The organism is Streptomyces sp. NEAU-sy36 (assembly GCF_013423905.1).
Classification (GTDB): Bacteria; Actinomycetota; Actinomycetes; order Streptomycetales; family Streptomycetaceae; genus Streptomyces; species Streptomyces misionensis.
Genome location: NZ_CP058977.1, coordinates 7,401,969 through 7,426,291 on the forward strand (window position 1 = coordinate 7,401,969; position 24,323 = coordinate 7,426,291).

Annotated in this window: 21 protein-coding genes; 11 read left to right on the top strand and 10 right to left on the bottom strand. The window is 72.7% G+C overall.

The features are described 5' to 3' along the window. Nucleotides 1-122 precede the first annotated feature (122 nt). Nucleotides 123-1,031: a DeoR/GlpR family DNA-binding transcription regulator gene (locus HZZ00_RS32345; RefSeq protein ID WP_257585491.1), complete on the bottom strand. Its 909-nt coding sequence runs from the start codon at nucleotides 1,029-1,031 to the stop codon at nucleotides 123-125. Nucleotides 1,032-1,232: 201 nt separating this feature from the next. Then, entirely contained in the window at nucleotides 1,233-2,681 is a 1,449-nt protein-coding gene (locus tag HZZ00_RS32350) for an NAD(P)H-quinone dehydrogenase (RefSeq protein ID WP_071828694.1), read from the bottom strand. 142 nt (nucleotides 2,682-2,823) lie between these two features. On the opposite strand from HZZ00_RS32350, the gene HZZ00_RS32355 reads away from it, so the two are divergent. The 5 genes from HZZ00_RS32355 (at nucleotide 2,824) to HZZ00_RS32375 (ending at nucleotide 8,359) form a co-directional block, all read left to right on the top strand. Beyond that, nucleotides 2,824-3,261: a gamma-glutamylcyclotransferase gene (locus tag HZZ00_RS32355; RefSeq protein ID WP_180329694.1), complete on the top strand. Its 438-nt coding sequence runs from the start codon at nucleotides 2,824-2,826 to the stop codon at nucleotides 3,259-3,261. Between the two features lie 126 nt (nucleotides 3,262-3,387). Continuing rightward, nucleotides 3,388-4,212, top strand: a complete 825-nt coding sequence (locus HZZ00_RS32360; RefSeq protein ID WP_180329695.1) for a purine-nucleoside phosphorylase — start codon at nucleotides 3,388-3,390, stop codon at nucleotides 4,210-4,212. Between the two features lie 326 nt (nucleotides 4,213-4,538). Then, nucleotides 4,539-6,185, top strand: coding sequence for a phospho-sugar mutase (locus HZZ00_RS32365; RefSeq protein ID WP_180329696.1), 1,647 nt, complete (start codon nucleotides 4,539-4,541; stop codon nucleotides 6,183-6,185). 166 nt (nucleotides 6,186-6,351) lie between these two features. Beyond that, a complete protein-coding gene (locus tag HZZ00_RS32370) occupies nucleotides 6,352-7,941 on the top strand; it encodes a zinc ribbon domain-containing protein (RefSeq protein WP_180329697.1) in 1,590 nt (529 codons plus the stop codon). Between the two features lie 46 nt (nucleotides 7,942-7,987). Beyond that, a complete protein-coding gene (locus HZZ00_RS32375) occupies nucleotides 7,988-8,359 on the top strand; it encodes a hypothetical protein (protein ID WP_180329698.1) in 372 nt (123 codons plus the stop codon). Between the two features lie 55 nt (nucleotides 8,360-8,414). Here HZZ00_RS32375 and HZZ00_RS32380 read toward each other — a convergent pair whose 3' ends face one another. Genes HZZ00_RS32380 through HZZ00_RS32390 form a run of 3 tightly spaced genes read right to left on the bottom strand, consistent with a single transcriptional unit; the run spans nucleotide 8,415 to nucleotide 11,820 of the window. Beyond that, entirely contained in the window at nucleotides 8,415-10,196 is a 1,782-nt protein-coding gene (locus tag HZZ00_RS32380) for a hypothetical protein (RefSeq protein WP_180329699.1), read from the bottom strand. After that, on the bottom strand, nucleotides 10,193-11,140 hold the full coding sequence (locus HZZ00_RS32385) for a protein phosphatase 2C domain-containing protein (protein ID WP_180329700.1): 948 nt from the start codon (nucleotides 11,138-11,140) through the stop codon (nucleotides 10,193-10,195). The genes HZZ00_RS32380 and HZZ00_RS32385 overlap by 4 nt, the downstream gene beginning before the upstream one ends. Beyond that, nucleotides 11,137-11,820 (bottom strand): hypothetical protein, encoded by a 684-nt coding sequence (locus HZZ00_RS32390; RefSeq protein WP_180329701.1) that lies wholly within the window; start codon nucleotides 11,818-11,820, stop codon nucleotides 11,137-11,139. The genes HZZ00_RS32385 and HZZ00_RS32390 overlap by 4 nt, the downstream gene beginning before the upstream one ends. Nucleotides 11,821-12,353: 533 nt before the next feature. Here HZZ00_RS32390 and HZZ00_RS38895 point away from each other — a divergent pair. Next, the gene (locus HZZ00_RS38895; protein ID WP_257585492.1) at nucleotides 12,354-14,165 is read left to right on the top strand and encodes a DNA/RNA non-specific endonuclease; all 1,812 of its coding nucleotides are present in this window, start codon (nucleotides 12,354-12,356) and stop codon (nucleotides 14,163-14,165) included. Between the two features lie 424 nt (nucleotides 14,166-14,589). On the opposite strand, the gene HZZ00_RS32400 is transcribed toward HZZ00_RS38895, so the two are convergent. Then, entirely contained in the window at nucleotides 14,590-15,276 is a 687-nt protein-coding gene (locus tag HZZ00_RS32400; RefSeq protein ID WP_180329702.1) for a PH domain-containing protein, read from the bottom strand. A 169-nt stretch (nucleotides 15,277-15,445) separates the two neighbouring features. Here HZZ00_RS32400 and deoC point away from each other — a divergent pair, with 169 nt between their 5' ends. The 3 genes from deoC to HZZ00_RS32415 are packed head-to-tail and all read left to right on the top strand — an operon-like array spanning nucleotide 15,446 to nucleotide 18,743. Beyond that, nucleotides 15,446-16,405, top strand: a complete 960-nt coding sequence (deoC, locus tag HZZ00_RS32405; protein WP_074993096.1) for a deoxyribose-phosphate aldolase — start codon at nucleotides 15,446-15,448, stop codon at nucleotides 16,403-16,405. A 21-nt stretch (nucleotides 16,406-16,426) separates the two neighbouring features. After that, nucleotides 16,427-17,863, top strand: coding sequence for an aldehyde dehydrogenase family protein (locus HZZ00_RS32410; RefSeq protein ID WP_180333799.1), 1,437 nt, complete (start codon nucleotides 16,427-16,429; stop codon nucleotides 17,861-17,863). Then, nucleotides 17,856-18,743, top strand: coding sequence for an aldehyde dehydrogenase family protein (locus tag HZZ00_RS32415; protein WP_180329703.1), 888 nt, complete (start codon nucleotides 17,856-17,858; stop codon nucleotides 18,741-18,743). The genes HZZ00_RS32410 and HZZ00_RS32415 overlap by 8 nt, the downstream gene beginning before the upstream one ends. 66 nt (nucleotides 18,744-18,809) lie before the next feature. On the opposite strand, the gene HZZ00_RS32420 is transcribed toward HZZ00_RS32415, so the two are convergent. Then, nucleotides 18,810-19,421: a DUF6879 family protein gene (locus HZZ00_RS32420; RefSeq protein ID WP_180329704.1), complete on the bottom strand. Its 612-nt coding sequence runs from the start codon at nucleotides 19,419-19,421 to the stop codon at nucleotides 18,810-18,812. Beyond that, nucleotides 19,414-19,686: a hypothetical protein gene (locus tag HZZ00_RS32425; RefSeq protein WP_180329705.1), complete on the bottom strand. Its 273-nt coding sequence runs from the start codon at nucleotides 19,684-19,686 to the stop codon at nucleotides 19,414-19,416. The genes HZZ00_RS32420 and HZZ00_RS32425 overlap by 8 nt, the downstream gene beginning before the upstream one ends. Before the next feature lie 117 nt (nucleotides 19,687-19,803). Here HZZ00_RS32425 and HZZ00_RS32430 point away from each other — a divergent pair, with 117 nt between their 5' ends. After that, nucleotides 19,804-21,936 (top strand): tetratricopeptide repeat protein, encoded by a 2,133-nt coding sequence (locus tag HZZ00_RS32430; RefSeq protein WP_180333800.1) that lies wholly within the window; start codon nucleotides 19,804-19,806, stop codon nucleotides 21,934-21,936. A gap of 30 nt (nucleotides 21,937-21,966) precedes the next feature. Here HZZ00_RS32430 and HZZ00_RS32435 read toward each other — a convergent pair whose 3' ends face one another. Next, nucleotides 21,967-22,380 (bottom strand): hypothetical protein, encoded by a 414-nt coding sequence (locus tag HZZ00_RS32435; protein WP_180329706.1) that lies wholly within the window; start codon nucleotides 22,378-22,380, stop codon nucleotides 21,967-21,969. Between the two features lie 160 nt (nucleotides 22,381-22,540). On the opposite strand from HZZ00_RS32435, the gene HZZ00_RS32440 reads away from it, so the two are divergent. Further along, nucleotides 22,541-23,143, top strand: coding sequence for a uridine kinase (locus HZZ00_RS32440; protein ID WP_070026166.1), 603 nt, complete (start codon nucleotides 22,541-22,543; stop codon nucleotides 23,141-23,143). Between the two features lie 210 nt (nucleotides 23,144-23,353). Here the strand turns inward: HZZ00_RS32440 and HZZ00_RS32445 are convergent, their stop codons facing one another. Beyond that, nucleotides 23,354-24,139, bottom strand: coding sequence for a SigE family RNA polymerase sigma factor (locus HZZ00_RS32445; protein ID WP_180329707.1), 786 nt, complete (start codon nucleotides 24,137-24,139; stop codon nucleotides 23,354-23,356). Nucleotides 24,140-24,323 lie beyond the last annotated feature (184 nt).

The following is a 24,323-nucleotide window of genomic DNA, read 5'->3' on the forward strand; positions in this document are numbered from 1 at the left end:
GAGACCCGGGACGGCGGGCCGGTCGACTCGGCCCCGCGTCCCGGCACGCCAGGCCCGGCCAAGCCCCCGTCGCCCAGCGCGACCCAGCCCGCCCGCCCCTGGCCGAGTCCCGCGCCCAGCGTTCAGCGGCGGCGCAGGTCCGCGACCCTCGGCCGGTCCGAGGGGGACGGCTGGTCGTTCAGGGGTGGGGCGGAGCGGAGGGTGCCGGCGGGGAGCTGGCCCCTGCGTGGCCCCGGCAGCTGGGCGCGGCGGGTTGCCGGGACCTGGTCACCCCCCGGGTTCCCGTTCGCCCCGGCCACGGCGATCTGCACCCCCTGATCGGCGAGGGCCTGCAGTTCGGTGGCGGCGCGGTCGTCGTGGGCGGGCGGTTCGTCGGTGACCAGACGGGTGATGAGATCGGTCGGCACGGTCTGGAACATCGTGTCCGTGCCCAGCTTGGTGTGGTCCGCGAGGACCACTACCTCGGCCGCGGCCTGCACCAGCGCCCGGTCGACGGAGGCGGACAGCATGTTGGAGGTGGACAGGCCCCGCTCGGCGGTCAGCCCGCTCCCGGAGAGGAAGGCCTTCGACACCCGCAGCCCCTGGAGCGACTGCTCGGCCCCGGAGCCGACGAGGGCGTAGTTGGACCCGCGCAGGGTGCCTCCGGTCATCACCACCTCCACCCGGTTCGCGTGGGCCAGCGCCTGTGCGACCAGGAGGGAGTTGGTGACCACCGTGAGACCGGGCACGCGGGCGAGCCGGCGGGCCAGCTCCTGCGTGGTCGTACCGGCTCCGACCACGATCGCCTCGCCCTCTTCGACGAGGCCGGCGGCGAGATCGGCGATCGCCGTCTTCTCGGCGGTCGCGAGATGGGACTTCTGCGGGAAGCCGGACTCCCGCGTGAAGCCACCCGGCAGTACGGCACCGCCGTGCCGGCGGTCGAGGAGTCCTTCTGCCTCCAGTGCCCGCACGTCCCGCCGTACGGTCACTTCGGAGGTCTGGACGACGCGGGCGAGTTCACGGAGCGACACCGCACCGTTCGCTCGCACCATTTCGAGGATCAATTGGCGACGTTCAGCAGCGAACACGAAACTGACAGTAACCCCAGCGACCGTCTGCTTTCAGCAGTTTGCGCCGAATAACAGAAGTTGTTCGCATGGCGGCAGGCGAAGTGGTATAGGACCTACCCACCACGACTATGCCGGACGCATACCCGGCAACTCCCCGTGACCAGCGGGGAGTTGCCGAAGCCGTCAGCCTTCCGCGCTCGCCTTGCGGGTGTGCAGCTGCCGGGCGACCTCCGCGATCGACCCCGAAAGGGAGGGGTAGACCGTGAACGCGTTCGCGATCTGTTCGACCGTCAGGTTGTTGTCCACGGCGATCGAGATGGGGTGGATGAGTTCCGAGGCGCGCGGCGCGACGACCACACCGCCCACGACGATCCCCGTGCCCGGCCGGCAGAAGATCTTGACGAAGCCGTCCCGGATGCCCTGCATCTTGGCGCGCGGGTTGCGCAGCAGCGGCAGCTTGACGACCCGGGCGTCGATCTTGCCCGCGTCCACGTCCGCCTGCGTGTAGCCGACGGTGGCGATCTCGGGGTCGGTGAAGACGTTGGAGGAGACCGTCTTGAGGTTCAGCGGGGCCACCGCGTCGCCCAGGAAGTGGTACATGGCGATCCGGCCCTGCATGGCGGCGACGGACGCGAGCGCGAAGACACCGGTCACGTCACCGGCGGCGTAGACGCCCGGCGCGGTGGTGCGGGAGACCTTGTCGGTCCAGATGTGCCCGGAGTCGCGCAGCTTGACGCCGGCCTCCTCCAGGCCGAGGTTCGCGCTGTTCGGGATGGCGCCGACGGCCATGAGGCAGTGGCTGCCGGTGATGACCCGGCCGTCGGCGAGGGTGACCTCGACGCGGTCGCCGACGCGCTTGGCGGACTGCGCGCGGGACCGGGCCATGACGTTCATGCCGCGGCGGCGGAAGACGTCCTCCAGGACGGCGGCGGCGTCCGGGTCCTCGCCGGGCAGCACGCGGTCGCGGGACGACACGAGGGTGACCTTGGAGCCGAGGGCCTGGTAGGCGCCGGCGAACTCGGCACCGGTGACGCCGGAGCCGACCACGATCAGCTCTTCCGGCAGCTCGGTGAGGTCGTAGACCTGGGTCCAGTTGAGGATGCGCTCGCCGTCGGGCTGGGCGTCGGGCAGCTCGCGGGGGTGGCCGCCGGTGGCGATGAGCACGGCGTCGGCGGTGAGGGTCTCCTCGGTGCCGTCGGCGACGGTGACGACGACCTTCCTCGACCCGTCGAGCGCCTGCATCCCCTCCAGGCGTCCGCGACCGCGCATGACCCGGGCGCCGGCGCGTGTCACGGAGGCGGTGATGTCGTGCGACTGCGCCAGCGCGAGCCGCTTGACCCGTCGGTTGACCTTGCCCAGGTCCACGCCGACGACGCGGGCCGCCTGCTCCAGCGGCGGGGTGTCGTCGGCGACGATGATGCCGAGTTCCTCGTACGACGAATCGAAGGTCGTCATGACCTCGGCCGTAGCGATAAGGGTCTTCGACGGCACGCAGTCGGTCAGCACCGACGCTCCGCCCAGACCGTCGCAGTCGACGACGGTCACCTCCGCCCCGAGCTGCGCGGCCACCAGCGCCGCTTCATATCCGCCGGGTCCGCCACCGATGATCACGATCCGAGTCACGTACTCCATTGTCCCGCACCCTTCAAGGTGCTACTGCCTGGGGGCGGCGGTGACCCTGTTCACGGGACAAACCGCTCACCCCCTCCGGGACGCCACCGGCTCCCCTCCCGGGCGCGCGGGGCGCGTCGCGGCGCTGCCGTACCCTCTCCCCATGTCGCTCTATGCCGCGTACGCCGGCAACCTCGACGCCCGGCTGATGGCCCGCCGCGCCCCCCACTCCCCGCTGCGCGCCACCGGCTGGCTGAACGACTGGCGGCTGACCTTCGGCGGTGAGCAGCTCGGCTGGGAGGGCGCGCTGGCGACGATCGTCGAGGGGTGGCCGGCCCAGGTCTTCGTCGGCCTGTACGACATCGCCCCGATGGACGAGGAGTCCCTCGACCGCTGGGAGGGCGTCGGCCTCGGCATCTACCGGCGCGTCCGGGTCCGCGTCCACACCCTGGAGGGCGAGCGGCCGGCCTGGACCTACGTCCTCAACGACTACGAGGGCGGCCTCCCCTCGGCCCGGTATCTCGGCGAGGTCGCCGACGCGGCCGAATCCGCCGGCGCACCCCACGACTACGTGATGGAGCTGCGCAAGCGCCCCTGCTGAGCCGCACCGGCGGCCACCTTACTGTTACTTCGGGTAATAGTTCGTCGGAAACGACAAGACAACGATCGCGATCCGGTGAGGTCTGTCATCTACGCGCGTAGGCGAAGAGCGGCTACCCTCGTCCACGTGAACGCATCTCTTCTTCCGGACGACATCCAGGGCGACCCCTACGCCGCCGCCGACGCCGCCGCCGCGCGCCTGCGCGAACTGACCGGCGCCGAGACCCACGACGTCGCCCTCGTGATGGGCTCCGGCTGGGCTCCGGCCGTCGACGCCCTGGGCGCCCCCGACGCGGAGTTCCAGGTCACCGAGCTGCCGGGCTTCCCGCCGCCGGCCGTCGAGGGACACGGCGGCAAGATCCGCTCGTACTCCTTTGGTGACAAGCGCGCCCTGGTCTTCCTGGGCCGCACCCACTACTACGAGGGCCGCGGCGTCGCCGCCGTCGCGCACGGCGTCCGCACGGCCGTCGCCGCCGGCTGCAAGACCGTGGTGCTCACCAACGGCTGCGGCGGCCTTCGCGAGGGCATGCGCCCCGGCCAGCCCGTCCTGATCAGCGACCACATCAACCTCACGGCCACCTCGCCGATCGTGGGCGCCAACTTCGTCGACCTGACCGACCTGTACTCGCCCCGCCTGCGCGCCCTGTGCAAGGAGATCGACCCCTCCCTCGAAGAGGGCGTCTACGCGCAGTTCCCCGGCCCGCACTACGAGACCCCGGCCGAGATCCGCATGGCCCGCGTCATCGGCGCGGACCTGGTCGGCATGTCCACGGTCCTGGAGGCCATCGCCGCGCGCGAGGCCGGCGCCGAGGTCCTGGGCATCTCCCTGGTCACCAACCTGGCCGCCGGCATGACGGGCGAACCCCTCAACCACGAGGAGGTCCTCCAGGCGGGCCGCGACTCGGCCGCCCGCATGGGGGCGCTGCTCGCCCAGGTCCTGGGCAAGCTGTAGGACCGGGCGCCGCGGGACCGCGGCGCTCACCGCGGGGCGGGGCGGCGTAGGGGCCGCCCGGCCCCGGCGACCGGCAGCGCACGGACCGCCGCGGTGCCCGTACCGCGGCCGCACCGCTCGCCACCGCCGCGACATCCGCGAGGCCGCGCCCCGGGACCGAGCGCCGCACGGGCCGTACCCGCCGTCCGATCCCCCCTCGGCCGGTGGCGTCCCCGGCTCGTTCACTCCTCGGCCGGGGTGCCGGCGGGGCGGGCGGGCAGAAGAAGCGGGGGCTGGGGGCGGAGCCTCCAGGGGACCAGGCAGACACACGAGAGGTTGATCCCAAGGTGCACGACGATCTCATCGCCCGGGCCATGGCGTGGCTCGCCGAGGACCCCGACACGGACACCCGTGCCGAACTCGCCGCGCTGATCGACGCCGGTGACGTCGAGGAGCTGGCGGCCCGCTTCGGCGGCACCCTCCAGTTCGGCACCGCGGGGCTGCGCGGCGAACTCGGGGCCGGCCCGATGCGCATGAACCGCAGCGTCGTCATCCGCGCCGCCGCCGGTCTCGCGGCGTACCTGAAGAAGAACGGCACCCCGCACGGGGGCGACGACGCCGGCCTCGTGGTCATCGGCTACGACGCCCGCCACAAGTCCGCCGACTTCGCCCGTGACACCGCCGCCGTGATGACCGGCGCCGGTCTGCGCGCCGCCGTGCTCCCCCGCCCGCTGCCCACCCCGGTGCTGGCCTTCGCGATCCGGCACCTCGGCGCGGTCGCGGGCGTGGAGGTCACCGCCAGCCACAACCCGCCCCGGGACAACGGCTACAAGGTGTACCTGGGCGACGGCTCCCAGATCGTGCCACCCGCCGACGCGGGGATCGCCGCCGAGATCGACGCGATCGCCTCGCTGAACGACGTACCGCGCCCCGAGTCCGGCTGGCGGGTCCTGGACGAGTCGGTCCTGGAGGCATACCTGGCCCGCACGGACGCCGTGCTGGCCGCCGGTTCCCCCCGCACCGCCCGCACCGTCTACACGGCGATGCACGGCGTCGGCAAGGACGTGCTGCTCGCCGCGTTCGCCCGGGCCGGCTTCCCGGAGCCGGAGCTGGTCGCCGAACAGGCCGAACCCGACCCGGACTTCCCGACGGTCGCCTTCCCCAACCCGGAGGAGCCCGGCGCGATTGACCTGGCCTTCGCCCGGGCCCGCGCGACCGGCCCCGACCTGGTCATCGCCAACGACCCGGACGCCGACCGCTGCGCCGTGGCCGTGCGGGACGGCGGCGACTGGCGCATGCTGCGCGGCGACGAGGTCGGCGCGCTGCTCGCCGCCCACCTGGTGCGCCGCGGCGTGCGCGGCACCTTCGCGGAGTCGATCGTCTCCTCCTCCCTGCTCGGCCGGATCGCCGGGAAGGCGGGGCTGCCGTACGAGGAGACGCTCACCGGCTTCAAGTGGATCGCCCGCGTCGACGGGCTGCGCTACGGCTACGAGGAGGCCCTCGGCTACTGCGTGGACCCCGAGGGCGTGCGCGACAAGGACGGCATCACCGCGGCCCTGCTGATCACGGAGCTGGCCTCGGAGCTGAAGGAGGAGGGCCGTACCCTCCTCGACCTGCTGGACGACCTCGCCGTCGAGCACGGCCTGCACGCCACCGACCAGTTGTCCGTCCGCGTCCAGGACCTCTCCCTGATCGCCGACGCGATGCGCCGCCTGCGCGAGCAGCCGCCGACCGAGCTGGCCGGCCTGGCCATCACCCGCGCCGAGGACCTGACCAAGGGCACGGACCTGCTGCCGCCGACGGACGGCCTGCGCTACACCCTCGACGGCGCCCGCGTCATCGTCCGGCCCAGCGGCACCGAGCCCAAGCTGAAGTGCTACCTGGAGGTCGTCGTCCCGGTCGCGGACCACGCCGGCCTGCCCGCCGCCCGCACCCGCGCGACGGCCCTCCTGGACGCCCTCAAGCGCGACCTCTCGGCGGCCGCGGGCATCTGACCCCACCGTCCCCACCGAGCAAGGGGCGCCCCCGGACCCCCGACCGTCCCGGGGGTGCCCCTCACCCGTGTAACGGTCTGGCGTCAGGTGCCGGCACCGGCATCCCCGTCGGCAGCCGTTCGGTGCACCGTAATCGTGACGAGTCCGCCTCAGGGACGGGGGAACCATGGCGCATTCGACGGCGTGCCCCGGGTGCGGCCGGGCCACGGCCACGTGGTCCACGCGGTGCGGTGCCTGCGGTACACCCCTGAACGGCCCGCAGCCGGCCGCCACGCGGTCCGGCGCGCTCGGCACCACGCCGCAGACGGCCAGGGGGCCCACCACCTGGGGCGGCGGGCAGGCACCCCCCGCCACGATCCGGTGGGGCGGCGGCCTGGACGTCACCAGGTACCTGTGCGCGGCCACCTATCTGGACCGCGCCTACGCCGAGTTGCTCATCAGGCAGATCGCCGCGGAACCCCACCTGGGTGTGGGGGCGGCCCCGGCGTGCGACGTGCCCGTGGTGCTCCGGCACGCCTACGTGGCCAATGCCCGCCGCCACCAACGCGACCTGCTGCTCACCCTGCTGCTGGTGCTCACCCTGTTCTCCCCGGCCTGGTTCCGCGGCTTCGCGAGCACCCCGCTCCTGCTGTTCCTGTCCTGGATGACCGTGCTGGTCTTCGAACTCTCGACCCGCTACGGCCGCCACTTGCAGAACCTGCGCCCGAACCGGTTCGACCCGGCGGCCGCGCCTCCTCCGCCCAACGGCGACGCCGCCGCACGCCTCGGCGAGATCAGCGCGTACGCCCACGGCAATGTCACCGCGTACAGCGGGTACTTGCCCTTCGTCGGATACGGGGCCCCGCTCGACTCGTGGTCCCTGACCTTCGACGTCACCGCCCCGGGCCCGCTGGGGGGCACCCCCCGGGACTTCGACGTGACGGAGCTGTACGAGCACGTCGCCCAACGCCTCGGCACCTTGTCGCTGCCCTGCCTGGAGATCGAGGAGCGGCTCTTCGTCGAGGGGACGACCGTCCTCGGGGACACGCGCTTCCTCGCCGACCCGCTCGGCAGGCCCGTCCCGCGGATCGCGCGGAGCCAGATGGACGAGTTGAAGCGCGCGCCGGAGGAAGGCGCCCGCCCCTATCTGGCGGTGCACTCCACGGGCTGGGGCGGCGACCTGGTCACATCGCTCTTCCTGCGCTTCGTCCGTTCCGACTCCAACCTGTGCGTGGAGGCCGTCCAGACGGTGCTGTTCCCCCTCGACGACCGTTACCGGATGATCGACACGCTCATGCCCCGGCCATCCCTGCGCGGGACGGCCGAGCTCATGACGGCGACGCTGTTCAGCACCCCGTTCGTCATGCTGGCGGCGCCCGTGCGGGCGGTCACGGGCTTCTCCCCCGACTACTGGATCACCTGGCGGATCCGGCGGCAGAACAAGCGCATCACGTCGCTGCGCCGGTTCGACTACGGGGCGCGCTGGGGCGTACGGCAGCAGGCCGCCGGCGACCGGCACCAGCGTCATTTCCAGAAGGCCGACAGCGGCCTCGCCCTGAAGATGATCGAGAGGCGTGCCCTCGACGCGTTGATCGAATTCGCCGAGGCGCGGGGCATCGACGTGAGCGAGCTGGTCCAGCGTCAGCAGCTGATCGTCAACAACGGCATCATCGCGACCGGCGGGGCCCAGGTGACATCCAGCTCGATCGCCTCCGGCAGCCAGTCCCGCATCTCCATGCGCCTGCTCAACAAGATCCCCCTGGTGAACACGGATTGACGGCCGCTCGGCCACGGAATCTCCTCAAGGGAAGGCAGCTGCACTCATGGTGAGGAATCACGGGATCATCGCCACCGGCGGTTCACAGGTCGCGGGGAACGCGGTCGCCAGCGGCAGCAACGCGAAGGCCGAGGTCCAGGGCGGCGGCCCGGTCCAGTCGGCCGGGGACCGGCAGTACACACCCGAGGAGATCGGCGGCCTGCTCACCCGGCTGATCGAGGAGCTGGGCCGGTCCGCGCATCCCGAGCGCGCGGACCTGATCGAGGCCGCGCAGGACGCGCGGGACGAACTCGGCTCGCCCGCGCCACGGGTGGGCAAGCTGAAACTGATCTCGCGGGCGCTCGTGGACGCCGTGCCGGGCGTCACCGCGCTGGCCTCGCTGGCCGCGACGATCGAAGAGGCGATCCGCGCGCTCTAGCCGGACCGGCGGCAGCGCCCGGGCCGAGCATCGGGCACTGCCGGCCGGGACCGGACTACAGGTCGGGAAGCCCGTGCCGCTTCCAGATGCCCCGCCCGCACAGGACCGCCCCGCTGTCGGTCTTCCAGAGTTTGTCGTACCCGCACGCGTCGTTGGGGGCGCCGCCCGGGTACACCCTCGTGAGCCGGACGGTGTACTGGTACTTCTGCGGGATGGAGGCGTCGCACGGGGTGACCGCGTTGAAGTACATCGAGAGCGACTTGCCGTCGGCCTCGGCGAACATGCACTGCCCGGCCGCGAAGTTGCGGTCCAGGCAGAGATTGGTCTCGGTGTAGTCGCTGTTGTGGTGGTACCAGGTCAGATCGCTGGAGCCGCAGCTCCCGTCCTCGACGGACGCCACCCGGAAATAGGCGTCGGTGGCGGAGCAACCGACCGTGGTGGGCGTGGAGGAGGACCACTCGGTGTTCTCGTACTCGTAGTAGTCGCTGATGCAGTCGCCTGCGGAGACGGCATCGAACGCCTGGTCCTCGGCGCTGGGCGCGGTGGTGGCGGGGTCGGTGTCCGTCGCGCCGCCGCTGTCGCTGCCGCCGCTGTCGCCGTATCCGCCGTCCGTGCCGCCGCCGCTGCCGTACGTGGCGCCGCCGTCGCCGTATCCGTCGCTCGTGCCGCCGTAGATCCCGGTGGTGCCGGCCTGTGTGCCCGCGGGCAGGCCCGCGCCGCTCGTCGCGGAGCCGGAACCGTCGTGGGAGTGGGTGCTCACGAAGGCGATGACGATCACGATCAGGGCGGCGGCGACGGCGGCCGCCGCCTTGTAGGCGGACCAGTTGACGGTGGGCGGGCTTCCTCCCGGACCGGACGCGGTCCCCGTCTGCCGCCCGCCGCCGGGCCGCTGAGACGTCGAGGCGGTGGACCGCGGCGGCCCGTTCCGGGCCTTGGGCGGCGCGGCGGGGGCGGTGGACGCGATGGCACCCGCGGCTTTGAGCTGCTCGGCCCACGTGGCCGGGGTCGGCCTGCGGGCCACGTCGGGGGCGAGGCCGGCGCGGGCGAGGTCGCCGAGCCCCGGGCTGAGCGCGGCCAGGGCGGCGGGATCGGTGGCGGTCTGGTCCCGGGCGAACAGCCGGACGGCGAGCAGCGCGAGCTTGTAGACGTCACTCGCGCGGGTGGCCTTCTCCTCGCCCGGCAGGACCTGCCAGTCGGGCGTCTCGGCCTGGGGCAGCACGGTGGCGCCCCGTACCCGCATGGCGTCGCAGTCGATGAGGAAGCACTCGGGCCGCGGGTCCGTGGTGAAGAGCAGGTTCTTGGGCGAGAGGTCGCCGACCGTGATGCCGATGCGGTGCAGCCGGGCGAGGGTGGCCGCCAGGTCGGCCAGGATCTCGAACCGGTCGCGTTCACTGATGGTCAGGCCGATCCCCGCGACGTACGCGTCGTCGTTGAGCAGGTATTCCAGGTTCGCCAGCCGCCTCGTTCCCGTCGAGGTGCCGGACAGGCTCCGGAAGGAGAAGCGGAACCGGTCGGGGACGGCGCGCATGAGGAACCCGCAGGCGCTGCCCTGGCGTTCGACGACGGCCGCGGGCCAGGCGCACTTCTCGCACAGCCACTGGCCCTCCGCCGCGCTCAGCTCGCCGAGCAGCCCGACCTGCGCGGCCAGCGCGGCCGCGTCGAGATCGGGCAGCACACCGGCGGCGTACTCCTTGTACGCGACGTCCCAGCCGCCGCCGTCGGCCTCGTTGATCCTCTTGTTGGTGACCTCGTGGACCGTGCCCTGGCCGCCCTGCCCGAACTGGCGTCCCAAGGCGAGCGTGCTGTGCTCGACCACCGGTAACGGCCGGGGACTCATCGTGGCTCCGCCGGGGGGTCCGGCCAGACGACCAGCAGGGTGCGGTCGTCGTCGAAGGTCTCCCGGGAGAAGTCCAGCAGGTGCGCCAGCCAGAGCGCGGGCGGCGGGCCGGCGAGGTGGCGGGCGAACAGTGCGCCGACCTGGCCGTCCCCGTCGCCCAGCGGATCCTCGAACCCGTCGGTCCCGACCAGCAGCGCGTGGCCGGGGTCCAGCCGGACGCGGACCGTTTCCAGCGGGTCGGGGACGTGGGGCAGCGGTGTCACCTCGTTCGACACCACCAGGGCGTCCGAGGAGGTCTTCGAGCCGAACAGCGGCTGGTACCGCCCGCTGGACGGGTTCAGCAGCCAGGCGCCCGAGTCCCCGACACGGCAGATCTCAACCACGGGTGCCGCCGGGCCGGGGCGCACCACACCCGCGGTGAGCGTCGTCGCGTAGAGATCCGCCACTTCACCCGGTCCGGGGTCGGCACCGTCCAGCCGCCACCGGGTGAGCTCCCGCAGCCGCTCGGCGGCATGCCGGACCACCTCCGGGAAGTCCATGTCCCCGCTGTCCTGCGACAGTTGGTCCAGCATGCGCTCCACGGCCGCCCGGCACGCCTCGATCGCCCCTTGCTCGGAGTTCGCGGCGCTGGAGACGCCGTCGGCCACCGCGAAGACGATGCCGCCGGTGGGTTCGTGCACCGCGGCGCGCGCGGCGTCCTGGCGCGGCTGACGGTAGTAGCGGTGCTTGGCCCCGCGCACCGAGGCGAAGCGCAGCGTCAGCGAGGACGTCGACCACCCGTCGCACTCGGTGTCCGGGAAGTCGTAGGCGTACCGGCCGGGCGGCCGCGCCTCGAACTCGGGGCCCGGCACCCCCACCGCGACCCGCCGCCAGGGCTCGGGCCCGGGCGCGGCCACGGGTCTGGCCGGTGATGCGGCGGGGTGGTCGCCTCCCGGGAGGCTCACTGGCCGACCTCGTCGATCGCCATGGTGAACTGGTCCGGGCGGTTCACCACCAGTTGTGGGCTGCCCGAGTTCAGCGCCCGGCCCGAGGCGACGAGGCTCGCGGTGAGCGCGTGGAAGAACTCGGCGACCGCCCGGCCGATGTCGGTCCCCGGCTTGGCGACGAAGGCGAACTCGTCGCGCGTCGCGACCTCGACCATCGTGCGCGCCTGGGCGTCGCCGATACCGCAGGCCACGATGTTCGGGGCGGTCGGTGTCGTCGCCTTGTCGGTCAGCAGGGCGTGGGGCCGCCGCCAGGCCCCACCGTCGGTGGGCTGTCCGTCGCTGAGGAAGAACACCACCGGGCGGTGGACCTTGTACCCCTCGCCCCGCAGCCACTGCACGTCGGAGGGGATACGGTCCAGCAGGTCGTCGAAGACCGCCTCGTAGTTGGTCAGGCCCCGGATGGTGACCTGCGGCAGGCTGGTCTCGGTGCGCATGTCGGCCACCGCGAGACGCACCTGCACGTCATCGGAGAATCCCAGCACCGCCAGCCGCAGCTTGGCCGCGATCATCGGCTCGGCCCGGAGCCCTTCGCACAACGACACGAGGCCGTTCGACAAGTCCTGCCGGTACGGCCCCATCGACTGCGACTCGTCCGCAAGCACATAGGCCGGCAGCAGTACACCCTTGGTCTCCGCCATTCAGTCCGTCTCCCGTTGTCTGGTCCGGTCCGTCGTGTCGGAACTGTGCAGGGATGACTGAACTCCTATATGTATCCCCGTAGTTGAAGTATGTTCCGGCTTGGGTGCGGAGGCTAGCGATACGGGGTGGAGCTTCGGTGGTGAATCGCTCATCGAACGACGGATCCGGCGAACCGAAGCTGCCGACCTGGCGGCAGACCCCCCGTGCCGTGCCACCGCCCCTGGGGCGGCCGGCGCCGCTCCCCTCCCCCCGCTCCGGCGCGGCCGGCACCGCCGCCCAGGGCGGACCGCCCCGAGCTGCGACGGCCGCGAGGAAGCCCGGTGGCCCGGGCGGACCACCGCCCGCCGGTCCGGGGAGGTCGACCTGGACCGGGCCGACGGCACCCCGGTCCGCACCGCTGCCGCCTCCGGGCTCCTTGCCCCCGAACCAAGCCGGGCCGCCCCGGCCGTCCCGCCTTCCCGGGCCACCGCACCAGTACGGCACCGCCACGGGCCCGGCGTTCGGGCACCGCCCCGGCCGCCGGTCGGCGCTCGTGACGTCGGGCCTCGTCGTCGCCCTCGTCGCCGCGCTCGTCGCCGTCCTGCTGACCCGTCACGACTCCGGGACACCGACGGCCGACCGCCGGGCGCCGTTCGCCGCCGCCCTCGTGGACCTGGCCCTGCGACCGGGTGTGCGGTACCGCGCGCCGGCGGGCGATGCCGGCTGGTCGCAGACGCGGGTCACCGCCGGCGGGGAAGCGCTCGGCGAGATGCCGTACGCCGGCACCCGCGTCACGGCCCTGACCGTGGACGGCACCACCTACCTCAAGATGCCGGACACCCCGGCCGCCGGCCTCGGCGACCGGGGCGGCGGTACGGACCTGGCGGGCAAGTGGGTGGCCGGGGTCCCGGCGGCCGAGACCGCGGGCGGCGCGGTGCCGCGGGCGGGAATGAGCCCCACGGCCCTGGCGAACGCGCTGCTCGACGCGGTGGACAGCGAGGGTACGACCGTGTCGGACGCCACTGCGACGGCCGCGCTCCCGAAGGGCGTGCCCGCGCTGCGGGCGAGCACCGCCCGGGGCGACCTGTACGTGACGAAGGCACGCCCGTACCGGGTCCTGGCGTTCGTGCCGCGCGGCCCCGCGGCGGACGGGCACGGCCGCGCGGACGCTGCCGCGTGGCGGGCGGGGACGCGCGAGCCCGCCGCCGGGGCGAGCGCACCCGCCGCCGCCTTCGCGGTCTCCGCGTTGTCCACGGCGGAGGCAAAGGCCCTGCTGGGCGAGATCCAGGAGGACACCGCTCAGCTGTCCGGCGCGCTGGACACCGGCGTCACGGCCCGCCTCGAAGAGAAGCCGCAGGTGAGCTGCTCCGCCGCCGGATGCGAGGTGAGCAGTCACATCACCGGCGTCGTCCCCGGGCCCGAGGCCCGCAAGCGGATCACCGGCGGCCGGGTGACCGTGGAGCTGACGGCGACCCTGACGATCGAGGGCCGTCCTGCCGGCGGTTGCACGGCCACCGAGGAACTGCCCCTCGCGGGCGCGGGCGACATCGCGTGCACCGACGCGGACGCGGGTCCGGTCTTCGCCGAGCAGGAGGACGAGAAGAGGCGGGAGGCGGAGTCCGGCTCCGCGAGCCAGGGCGGGACGCCGGTTCCGTACGACATCCGTTCCGTCGCCGACGTCACCGTCCGTGTCCTGGCAGAGGTGGACGTGGCTGCCCTGCGGCAGGCTCAGCGGCAGGAGCAGGCGGTCCTGGAAGCGCCCGCCCCGGCCACTCTGCTGGAACGGGCCGCGCCCTCCGGTGGTGACGGGGCCGACGACTGCGCCCGGTCCCGCCCGGCCGGGGCGGACACCAACGGCGCGGGCTGGATACTCAACACCCACGGCGCCAACGGCCGCGCCGAAACCGGTCAGGCCTGCCTGAGGAAGCCGCCGAACAACAGCAGCGACGAGACCAAGGCCGATCCGGTCGGCTACCCGCAGGCCCGCGCCAAGGTGCGCGCGCTCGGCCGTGACCCCCGGGACGACCTGGCGCGCTGCCACATCGTCGCGGCGCGCTTCGGCGGCTCCAACACACGGGCGGACAATCTCAGCCCGTGCGGTCAGCGCATCACGAACAACGGCCCGCTGGGCATGTCGGCGTTCGAGAGCGAGGTGGCCGGGCAACTCGCGCGCGAACCGTCCGGCAGCGTCCGCTACCTGGTCCAGCCGTTCTTCGCGTCGCCCCGGAGCGTCATCCCCGAGGGCTTCGTGATGATCGCCATCGGCTACACACCGGCCGGGATTCCCGCCCACGTCCTGTCCCGGTCGGTCCTGAACGTGGTGGAGCCGGCGGGCGGCGGGAGCCTGGTGAACCTCGGCAAGTGAGCCCGGCCACGCGGGACGGGGGATACCGCACGGACGAGCACGCGGAACGACCGGGCACCACGGCGGAACCGAGCGGAACACCCCAGGACGCGAAACCCGCCAGCACAGGACACGGAGCACCGTCAGCGAGCACGCACGACGACCGGGCACCCGGCGCATTCCGGCGGTGCACCACGGCGATCCCGCCGCGGAGTGGCGCACCGGTGAGCATGCGCTCGGTCCGGGCACCGCGGCCGATTCCGCCGCGGAGCGCCGGACGGACGCCGACCCGCCCCGGACGGACGCCGACCCGCTCGGCCCGGGAACCGCGGCCGACTCCCGTGGCGGCGACGGCACCCCGCCCGGTCCCGTCACCCGGCCTCGCCGGGCGCCGCGGACTCCGGGCCGGGCGGACCTTCCCGGCCGGCCCGTCACGGCCCCGGCGTCACCCGTTCGTCGCCAGCAGGATCACCAGCAGCACGGCCCCCGCCACGGCCGGCGCCGCCAGCTCGTAGGCCCAGCGGACCGTCGTCTCCCCCTGGGCGGACTCTTCCTTGCCGCGCCGGTCCAGGGTCTCGCGGAGGTCGTCCATGACCTTGTCGGAGGACGCCCGGGTCGGCCCGCCGTCGGCGCCGCGCGCGGTGAGCGCGCCGAAGCCGAAGGCCCCGGCGCCGGTCGCGGGGCTCCCCGAGGCCGAACGCCGGGCCGCGTTCGCCGCCCGCTGCTCGGCCTTCTTGCGGGCGCGCAGCGAGACCGGGACGGCCCAGAGCTGGTACTTGGTGCCGGACTTGGCCAGCACCTCGTTCGTGTAGCTGGAGCGCAGGGTCTCCACCTCGCCCCAGGGCAGGGTGATCACCCGGAACGGGTTGCGGATCCGCAGCCGGTCGTCGTTGGCGAAGACGGCGGGGCGCAGGGTGAAGGCGATCACCAGCGGAAAGAGCATGATCATCGCGGCGAGGGCCAGCCACGGCGTGCGGCCGTGACCGCGGAACAGCGCGTCGAAGCCCAGCCACGCGACGACCGCGAGCAGCAGCACGCCGCCCACGAGCCCCATGGGCGAGCGGTAGATCCGGTCCTTCACGGTGGGCACCGGAGGCTGCGACGCGGGTGACTTGTGGTCCGGGGTCGTCATGGCCCGATTGTGCATGACGTGCGCACGGCCGCCGCCACGCGCCCCGGTACCCGTACCCATCCGTGATGTGCCGCGCTCCCGGGCCTCCGGGACGACCCGTCCCGGGGGCCGAGCGGGGGACGCGGGGGTGTACAGCCGCTACGCGCGTAGATATGCTCGTCTGGTGACCATGCCCACCACTGCACCCCCCGCACATGCGCTCGCCGACGTCACCGCGTCCGACAGCACGCTGCGCCGCTTCCTGCACGGGCTGCCCGGCGTCGACGCGGTCGGCCTGGAGGCGCGCGCCGCGTCCCTCGGCACCCGTTCCATCAAGACCACCGCGAAGGCGTACGCCATCGACCTCGCCATCTCGATGGTCGACCTGACGACGCTGGAAGGCGCGGACACCCCGGGCAAGGTCCGGGCGCTCGGCGCCAAGGCCGTCCACCCCGACCCGACGGACCGCACGACCCCGACCACGGCCGCGGTCTGCGTCTACCCCGACATGGTGGCCGTCGCCAAGGAGGCCGTCGCCGGCTCCGGCGTGAAGGTCGCCTCGGTCGCCACCGCCTTCCCGGCCGGCCGCGCCGCCCTCGACGTGAAGCTGGCCGACGTCCGCGAGGCCGTCGCCGCGGGCGCCGACGAGATCGACATGGTCATCGATCGCGGCGCGTTCCTCGCGGGCAGGTACCTCAAGGTGTACGACGAGATCGTGGCCGTGAAGGAGGCCTGCGGGACGAGCGCCCGGCTGAAGGTCATCTTCGAGACCGGCGAGCTGTCGACGTACGACAACATCCGCCGCGCCTCCTGGCTCGGCATGCTCGCGGGCGCCGACTTCATCAAGACCTCGACGGGCAAGGTCGCCGTCAACGCGACGCCCGCCAACACCCTGCTGATGCTGGAGGCGGTGCGCGACTTCCGCGCGCAGACCGGCGTCCAGGTCGGCGTGAAGCCGGCCGGCGGCATCCGCACCAGCAAGGACGCCGTCAAGTTCCTCGTCCTGGTCAACGAGACGGCCGGCGCGGACTGGCTGGACAACCACTGGTTCCGCTTCGGCGCCTCCTCGCTGCTGAACGACCTGCTGATGCAGCGTCAGAAGCTGGCCACCGGCCGCTACTCCGGCCCCGACTACGTGACGGTGGACTGAGACCTCATGGACATGGAAATGCTGTCATCCGCATTCGAGTACGCACCGGCGCCCGAGTCCCGCTCGGTCGTCGACATCGCGCCGTCCTACGGCCTCTTCATCGACGGCGAGTTCGTCGAGGCGACCGGCGGCAAGGTCTTCAAGACCGTCTCGCCGTCCACCGAGGAGGTCCTGTCGGAGGTCGCCGAGGCCGCCGAGGAGGACGTCGACCGCGCGGTGCGGGCCGCCCGCAAGGCCTTCGAGAAGTGGTCGGCGCTGCCCGGCGCCGAGCGCGCCAAGTACCTGTTCCGCATCGCCCGGATCATCCAGGAGCGCAGCCGCGAACTGGCCGTCCTGGAGACGCTGGACAACGGCAAGCCGATCAAGGAGACGCGGGACGCCGACCTTCCGCTGGTGGCGGCCCACTTCTTCTACTACGCGGGCTGGGCCGACAAGCTCGACCACGCCGGTTTCGGCGCGGACCCGCGTCCGCTGGGCGTGGCGGGCCAGGTCATCCCGTGGAACTTCCCGCTGCTGATGCTGGCGTGGAAGATCGCCCCGGCGCTGGCGACCGGCAACACGGTCGTCCTGAAGCCCGCCGAGACGACCCCGCTGTCCGCGCTGTTCTTCGCGGACATCTGCCGCCAGGCGGGCCTGCCCAAGGGCGTCGTCAACATCGTGACCGGTGCCGGCCGGACCGGCGCGGCGCTGGTCGCGCACCCGGACGTGAACAAGGTGGCGTTCACGGGCTCGACGGCGGTCGGCAAGGAGATCGCGCGGACCGTGGCCGGCACGCGCAAGAAGCTCACCCTCGAACTGGGCGGCAAGGGCGCGAACATCGTCTTCGACGACGCCCCGATCGACCAGGCCGTCGAGGGCATCGTGAGCGGCATCTTCTTCAACCAGGGCCAGGTCTGCTGCGCCGGCTCGCGCCTCCTCGTCCAGGAGTCGGTCCAGGACGAGCTGCTGGACGCGCTCAAGCGCCGCCTGTCCACGCTGCGCCTGGGCGACCCGCTGGACAAGAACACCGACATCGGCGCGATCAACTCGGCCGAGCAGCTGGCCCGGATCACCGCACTGGCCGAGAAGGGCGAGGCGGAGGGCGCCGAGCGCTGGTCCCCGGCCTGCGAACTGCCGTCCTCCGGCTACTGGTTCGCGCCGACGCTGTTCACGAACGTCACGCAGGCCCACACCATCGCCCGCGAGGAGATCTTCGGCCCGGTGCTGTCGGTCCTGACCTTCCGCACCCCGGACGAGGCGGTCGCCAAGGCGAACAACACGCAGTACGGGCTGTCGGCGGGCATCTGGTCCGAGAAGGGCTCGCGGATCCTGGCGGTGGCGGGCAAGCTGCGCGCGGGCGTGATCTGGTCCAACACGTTCAACAAGTTCGACCCGACCTCGCCGTTCGGCGGTTACAAGGAGTCGGGCTTCGGCCGCGAGGGCGGCCGCCACGGCCTGGAGGCGTACCTCGATGTCTGACGCACGACTTTCCGTCTTCAAGACCTACAAGCTGTACGTGGGCGGCAAGTTCCCGCGTTCCGAGAGCGGCCGGGTGTACGAGGTGACGGACGCGAAGAACAACTGGCTGGCCAACGCTCCCCTGTCGTCCCGCAAGGACGCCCGGGACGCGGTGGTCGCCGCGCGCAAGGCGTTCGGCGGCTGGTCGGGGGCGACCGCGTACAACCGCGGCCAGGTCCTGTACCGCGTCGCGGAGATGCTGGAGGGCCGCCGCGAGCAGTTCGTGCGCGAGGTCGCCGACGCGGAGGGCCTGTCGAAGTCGAAGGCCGGCGCGGTGGTGGACGCGGCGATCGACCGCTGGGTCTGGTACGCGGGATGGACCGACAAGATCGCCCAGGTGGTCGGCGGTGCGAACCCGGTGGCGGGGCCGTTCTTCAACCTGTCCTCGCCGGAGCCGACGGGCGTGGTGGCCGTGCTGGCCCCCCAGGACTCCTCGTTCCTGGGCCTGGTCTCCGTGCTCGCCCCGGTGATCGCCACCGGCAACACGGCGGTCGTGGTGGCGAGCGAGAAGTCCCCGCTCCCCGCGCTCTCCCTGGCCGAGGTCCTGGCCACCTCCGACGTCCCCGGCGGCGTGGTGAACATCCTCTCCGGCCGCACGGCGGAGATCGCCGCCCCGCTCGCCGCCCACCAGGACGTCAACGCGATCGACCTCGCGGGCGCCGACGAGGACCTGGCGAAGGAACTGGAGATCGCGGCGGCCGACAACCTGAAGCGCGTCCTGCGTCCCCAGCCTGTGGATTACTCCGAGACCCCGGGCACCGACCGCCTGACGGCCTTCCTGGAGACCAAGACGGTCTGGCACACCACGGGCTCCCTGGGCGCCGGCGGCTCCTCCTACTGACCGGCCCGCCGCGACGCCGAACGCCGCGCCCCTCCACCGGGGCGCGGCGTTCGCCGTGGCGTTCGGTCAAGGAGCGGCCACAGGCGGGGGCAGCGGTGCGATCTCCCTGTCGAAGAACACGTGGAAGTCCTCCCCGCGCTCGTACAACGCCTCGAACCCGGCCGAGGTCTCCCGGATGAGCTCCGGATCGGTGAACCGATTGGCACCCGCGGCGTTCCCGTCCTCGTCGTAGAGCACCTCGTACATGGCGACGTTCCCGAGGATCACGACTTCCGGTACGGGACGTTCCCGCTCGATGTCCGAGATCTTGCGTGCGTCGAGCACTCTGATCTCGTCCCCGAGCTCCACCCGCAGGCGCAGCACGAACAGTTCCCACTGCACGTAGGGGGTCACCGGGAACTCCACCACCCGCAGCCGGCGTTCCCGGATGCCCAGCCGCGCCGCCTCACGGAACTGCTCCGCGTAGATCTCGCGCTTCTCCTCGATGAGGGACAGCGCCCGGTCCCATTCACCGGTGGCGAAGGCCTCCCAGCTGGCGAATCCGCGCTCTTTGAAGTGCTGGCCGCGTTCGAGCTTGTTCATGTGGGAGATCCCGCTCGCGCGGACACGCCGGAAGTCCGCGTGATACGCGGGGCGGTCCATACGCTCAAAAACGCCCTGCGGGAAGGAGTCAAACATTCGGGATGTCCGGTTTCGCCGCGATCAACATGTTCCTCGGGATGACTACGAGCCGTTCGTCCGCCCCGATGGAGACCCCGGTCGGCAGCCTGCCGCCCAGGGACTCCGTGAGGTCCCGGCCCACGACGGCTATGTCCCCGTTCTCCAGCTCCCAGATGTCGGGGCAGTCGGGGTTGTCGGTCGTGTTGCCCAATTCCCGCGGTGATTTCCCGAGCCGCCGCTTGAACGTCGTGGTCGGGTCGGCTTCCCACGGCCTGTCCGCCATACCGTCGTCCCCCTACGCTTGACCGAGAGCAGCACACCGTAGTACTCAGCGTAACGGCCGGTTCGCGATCGAGAGCCGCACATTCTGGTCAAGGGGGGAGCTGTGGGGGCAGGCGCCATGGACGGCCGCGCCGAGGACCGTGGCCGTGTCTACCAGGCGTCCGGCGACCAGCACATCACCGAGCATCACCATTACGGGGGACTGCCTGCCACACCCGGTGGCCCCGACTCGGTGCGGCGTCCGGCGGTCGGCCGGCCCCCGGTCGTACTGCGGGACCGTGCCGAGGTGCTGGAACGGCTTCGGGCGAGTGCGCGTACGCGCCGTGGCGGAGAGGTCTACGTACTCCACGGCATGGGCGGCTGCGGCAAGACCGCGGTCGCCTACATGTTCTTCCAGCAGGCGACCGGCGAGTTCGGCAGGGTGGGCCTGTGGGTCGGCGCCGCCGACCGCGCGAGCCTGCGTGCCGGCATGCTCGCCGTCGCCGCCGACCGCGGCGCGGACGACGGTGAGTTGCTGGCCGCGCGCAACGGACTGCGGCCCGCCGCCGATCTCGTATGGCAGTACCTCGACCGGTCGCCCGAACCCTGGCTGCTGGTACTGGACAACGCCGACCAGCCCGAGATCCTGCGGGACGGCCATTGGCTGAGGAGCAGTCCGGGAGGCATCGTCGTGGTGACCACGCGCCGGTCGGCACCTCACTGGTGGCCCGGTGCGCGGTTGCAGCACATCGGTGTGCTGCCGCGGGAGGACGCCGCGCGAGTGCTGTGCGACCTCGCCCCCCACAGCGGCACACGCGAACAGGCGGCGCAGGTGGCGGAACGGCTCGGCCGACTGCCGCTCGCGCTCACGCTGGCGGGCGGTTTCCTCTCCCAGCAGGTGCTCGATCCCTGGACGATGGAGACCTACGGGCACCGCCTCGACGAGGGGGAACGGGTCGAACTCATCGATCAGGGGGCTGATGCCTTGTCGGAACAGGATCCACGGCACACGGTAGGGCTGACGTGGCAGCTCACGCTCGACGCGTTCGAGGCCCGAGGACTGCATGAAGCGACCGCCCTGCTGAGGCTGCTGTCCCGCTTCGCCCCCGAGCCGCTGCCGCTCTCGGTGCTCGACCGCGCCGAGATCGACGGTGTCGTCCCCCGGTCCCGTTGCGAGAGCGCGCTGCGAGCGCTGCTCGACCAGTCCCTCACCGAACTGGTCGACGTGGGGGTGCGGTGCGCGCAGAGCCACGGGGTGCTGCTCGACAGCGTCGCGGCGGCCACACCGCAGCAGCAGGTGCCCGTTCTCGACACCACGGCCGTCCGTCTGCTCGACGCGGTCGTCCCCGCCGTCCCGGACGCGGGACCGCACGACCCGTTGCTCCGGCTGCTGGTGCCCCACGCGCTCGCCCTGCTGCGGCGCGTCCAGGATCCGCGGGCATCGGCCGACGCGCTGGCCGTCGTGACCCGGCTGACCGTCGCCCTGCACCGCACCGGGGAGTACCTGTCCGCCTGGGAGACCGCCCGGGCCGCGGCGGACCTCGGCGAATCGCGGCTCGGCGCGGAACACCGGCTCGTGCTGGCCGCCCGCTCCAGGTCCGGACGGGCCCTCTTCCGGCTGGGCCGGTACGAGGAGGCCGAGTCGCTGCTCACGCGTGTTCGGGCCGTACAGGAGCGTCAGTTGGGGCCGCGCGATGCCGACACCCTGGACAGCTGCCACGGCCTTCAGCTCGTGCTGGGCAATCTCGGACGGCGGGACGAAGCCATCTCCCTCCTCCGGGCCACCATCGCCGGCCGGCGCAGGACGCTGGGGTCCGCCCACCCCCTGACCCTGCGCTCCCGCGCGAGCCTGCTGGTCCTGCTGCCGGCCGCGCGGCTCGTCGCCGAGGACGGTGGCGCGCTGCTGTCCTTGCCCGCGGAATGCGCCCGGCTCCTCGGCCCCGACCACACCGTGACCCTGGGCGCGCACCACAACCACGCCTGGGCGCTGTACCTGCTGGGCCGCTTCGACGAGGCCGACCAGGAACTGCGGCTGGTCACCGAGGCCTACCGGCAACGTTTCGGACCCGACTACCCGATCGCGCTCTCGGCCCAGCAGTTGCTGTCCCGGACCCGCGCCGCCCGCGGGCACATGGACGAGGCGATCGCGCTCATGTCGGACGTCGCGGCCATGAGGGAGCGCGCCATGGGCGCCGACCACCCGTTCACGGTCGCCGCCCGGCAGCTGCTGGACGAGTTCACATCGGGGCGCTGGCAGCCGCCCCGGGCCTGACTCCCGGGCCGGCCGGACGGGAGTCGTGCATCAGCCCCGCCCCCCGCCCAGCAGCCCCATCACCTGCCCCACCACCGGCACCGCCCCGAGCGACTCCGCCTCCGCGATCGGGGCGGTCAGCATCTGGGAGCCCACCGGCTTGAAGTCGGCGACCTGGGTGCCCACTCCGTTGTCGAGGGGGTCGACGCCGGTGCCGGCCAGGGGGTTGGGCTTGAGGCCGGCGATCGGGCCGGTGACGTAGCCGACCGTGCCGGTGAGGACCGTGAGGCCGGCCTGCGGGTCGACCTTGCCGAGGGAGGTGGGCCGCCACGGCACGTCCACGAGCGGGGCGCCGGCGTCCGCGTGGGCCGTCGCCGCGCCCGCGCCCAGTGCCGCGCCCGTGGTCAGCAGGGCGAACAGGGCGCGCCGCGCGGTGGGGTGCTGGGTCTTGCTGTGTCGGGCCATCGCTGGTGCCACCTTCTGGTGCGCAGGGTAATGATGTCGCGACACAGGGTAGTTGAGAGGTGACCCGCGCTTCAAAAGCGAACCGCGGGGTCGGCAGGCGGCGCCTCATGCGTCAAACTGGTGTTCCGTGAGCATTCATCCCCCGTCCCCCGCCCGTGTCGTGCTGCTGTGCGGCCCCTCGGGTTCGGGCAAGTCCCTGGTCGCGGCCCGTTCCGGGCTGCCCGTCCTGCGCCTGGACGACTTCTACAAGGAGGCCGACGACCCGACGCTGCCCCTGGTCGAGGGGAGTTCGGACATCGACTGGGACCATCCGCGGTCCTGGGACGCGGACGTCGCCGTCGACGCCATCACCCGGCTGTGCGCCACGGGGTCGACTCCGGTGCCGGTGTACGACATCTCGCTCAGCGCCCGCACCGGCGAGGAGACGCTGCGGCTGGGCCGTACGCCGCTGTTCATCGCGGAGGGCATCTTCGCCGCGGAGATCGTCGAGCGCTGCCGGGAACTCGGGGTGCTCGCGGACGCGTTGTGCCTGCGCCGGGGTGCGGTCACCACCTTCCGGCGGCGTTTCCTGCGCGATCTGAAGGAGGGCCGCAAGTCGGTGCCCTTCCTGCTGCGCCGCGGCTGGCGGCTGATGCGCGCGGAGCGCACGATCATCGCGCGCCAGGTGTCCCTCGGCGCCCACCCGTGCGACCGGGACGAGGCCCTCGGCCGGCTCGCGGCCGCGGCGGCGGGACGCGGGGCACGGCAGCAGACGGCCGCCTGACCGCCGTACGGGAGATCACGCGGAGAAGACGGAGAAGAGGGACTGGTCGGGCCCCCCGGTCCGACCAGTCCCTCTCCGTTCCTCCCCCGTGCTCCCCCGTGTCCCCCCTGCTCCTCCCCCGTGGGTCCACCACCCCCCGGTGGTTCCCCCGTGGTCCCCCGTGTCTCCCCCGTTCTCCCGGGCAGCCCCCCAGCCGCCCGGCCCCCGCCCTCAGGCGACCAGTTCGCCGAAGGCGTCCTCCTCGTCACGGCCGAAGCTGAGGACCTCGTCCTCGCGCAGCCGGCGCAGCGACCGCCAGATGCTGGACTTCACCGTGCCGACACTGATGTTGAGTATGTCCGCGATCTCCGGGTCCGTACGGCCCTCGTAGTAGCGCAGGACCAGCATGGTGCGCTGCAGCTCGGGCAGCCGGGCCAGCGCCTGCCACAGGACCGCGCGCAGCTCGGTGCCGCGCATCGCGTCCGTCTCGCCGGGCGTCTCCGGGAGTTCCTCGGTCGGGTACTCGTTGAGCTTGCGCCGTCGCCAGGCGCTGATGTGCAGGTTCGTCATCGTGCGCCGGAGGTAGCCGCCGACGGCCGCCTTGTCGCTGATCCGGTCCCACGCCCGGTAGGTCGAGAACAGCGCGCTCTGCAGCAGGTCCTCGGCCTCGAAACGGTCGCCGGTCAGGTGGTAGGCGGTGGCGTACAGGGAGGCGCGGCGCTCCTGGACGTAGGCGGTGAACTCCGCCTCCGTCAGCGAGCGACGCTCCCCCGGGTCCTCCCGGTACGCGCTCGGCCCCTGCGGCTCCGCCGTACGCGCGTCGACCACCGTCATGTACGGCTGCTGCGCGTACCCGGTGTGCTGACGCCCGGTGCCGCGGCACCCCCGCCCTCCCCCACGCTCGAACGTGCTCGTGCGGGAGGGACCCCCCTCGGCACCGGACTTCTCGGAACCCCGGTGCACGTCGTGCAGACGCGTGACCACTGCGCTGGTGCTGATGCCGTGCAGCGTGTTCATCTCGCGCTCCCCGTCGTGGACTTCCGGTGATTCGGTCGTGCTCCCGGCCTCGCCCGGTCGTGCTCCGGGCTCCGCCTGGTCGTGCTCCGGGCTGTTCCGGCCGGTGCGGCCGGATCCGGCTCCCCGCCGTGCCCGTGACCAAAAGCCTGCCGCGATCACTTCATCGCCGTGTCCGCCGACTGTC

Excerpts from the sequence above, each read along its gene's own strand:
- HZZ00_RS32345 (WP_257585491.1), bottom strand. The coding sequence starts at position 1,031 with ATGGTGCGAGCGAACGGTGCGGTGTCGCTCCGTGAACTCGCCCGCGTC.
- HZZ00_RS32350 (WP_071828694.1), bottom strand. The coding sequence starts at position 2,681 with ATGGAGTACGTGACTCGGATCGTGATCATCGGTGGCGGACCCGGCGGA.
- HZZ00_RS32355 (WP_180329694.1), top strand. The coding sequence starts at position 2,824 with ATGTCGCTCTATGCCGCGTACGCCGGCAACCTCGACGCCCGGCTGATG.
- HZZ00_RS32370 (WP_180329697.1), top strand. The coding sequence starts at position 6,352 with ATGGCGCATTCGACGGCGTGCCCCGGGTGCGGCCGGGCCACGGCCACG.
- HZZ00_RS32375 (WP_180329698.1), top strand. The coding sequence starts at position 7,988 with ATGGTGAGGAATCACGGGATCATCGCCACCGGCGGTTCACAGGTCGCG.
- HZZ00_RS32380 (WP_180329699.1), bottom strand. The coding sequence starts at position 10,196 with ATGAGTCCCCGGCCGTTACCGGTGGTCGAGCACAGCACGCTCGCCTTG.
- HZZ00_RS32390 (WP_180329701.1), bottom strand. The coding sequence starts at position 11,820 with ATGGCGGAGACCAAGGGTGTACTGCTGCCGGCCTATGTGCTTGCGGAC.
- HZZ00_RS32400 (WP_180329702.1), bottom strand. The coding sequence starts at position 15,276 with ATGACGACCCCGGACCACAAGTCACCCGCGTCGCAGCCTCCGGTGCCC.
- deoC (WP_074993096.1), top strand. The coding sequence starts at position 15,446 with ATGCCCACCACTGCACCCCCCGCACATGCGCTCGCCGACGTCACCGCG.
- HZZ00_RS32415 (WP_180329703.1), top strand. The coding sequence starts at position 17,856 with ATGTCTGACGCACGACTTTCCGTCTTCAAGACCTACAAGCTGTACGTG.
- HZZ00_RS32420 (WP_180329704.1), bottom strand. The coding sequence starts at position 19,421 with ATGTTTGACTCCTTCCCGCAGGGCGTTTTTGAGCGTATGGACCGCCCC.
- HZZ00_RS32425 (WP_180329705.1), bottom strand. The coding sequence starts at position 19,686 with ATGGCGGACAGGCCGTGGGAAGCCGACCCGACCACGACGTTCAAGCGG.
- HZZ00_RS32430 (WP_180333800.1), top strand. The coding sequence starts at position 19,804 with ATGGACGGCCGCGCCGAGGACCGTGGCCGTGTCTACCAGGCGTCCGGC.
- HZZ00_RS32435 (WP_180329706.1), bottom strand. The coding sequence starts at position 22,380 with ATGGCCCGACACAGCAAGACCCAGCACCCCACCGCGCGGCGCGCCCTG.
- HZZ00_RS32445 (WP_180329707.1), bottom strand. The coding sequence starts at position 24,139 with ATGAACACGCTGCACGGCATCAGCACCAGCGCAGTGGTCACGCGTCTG.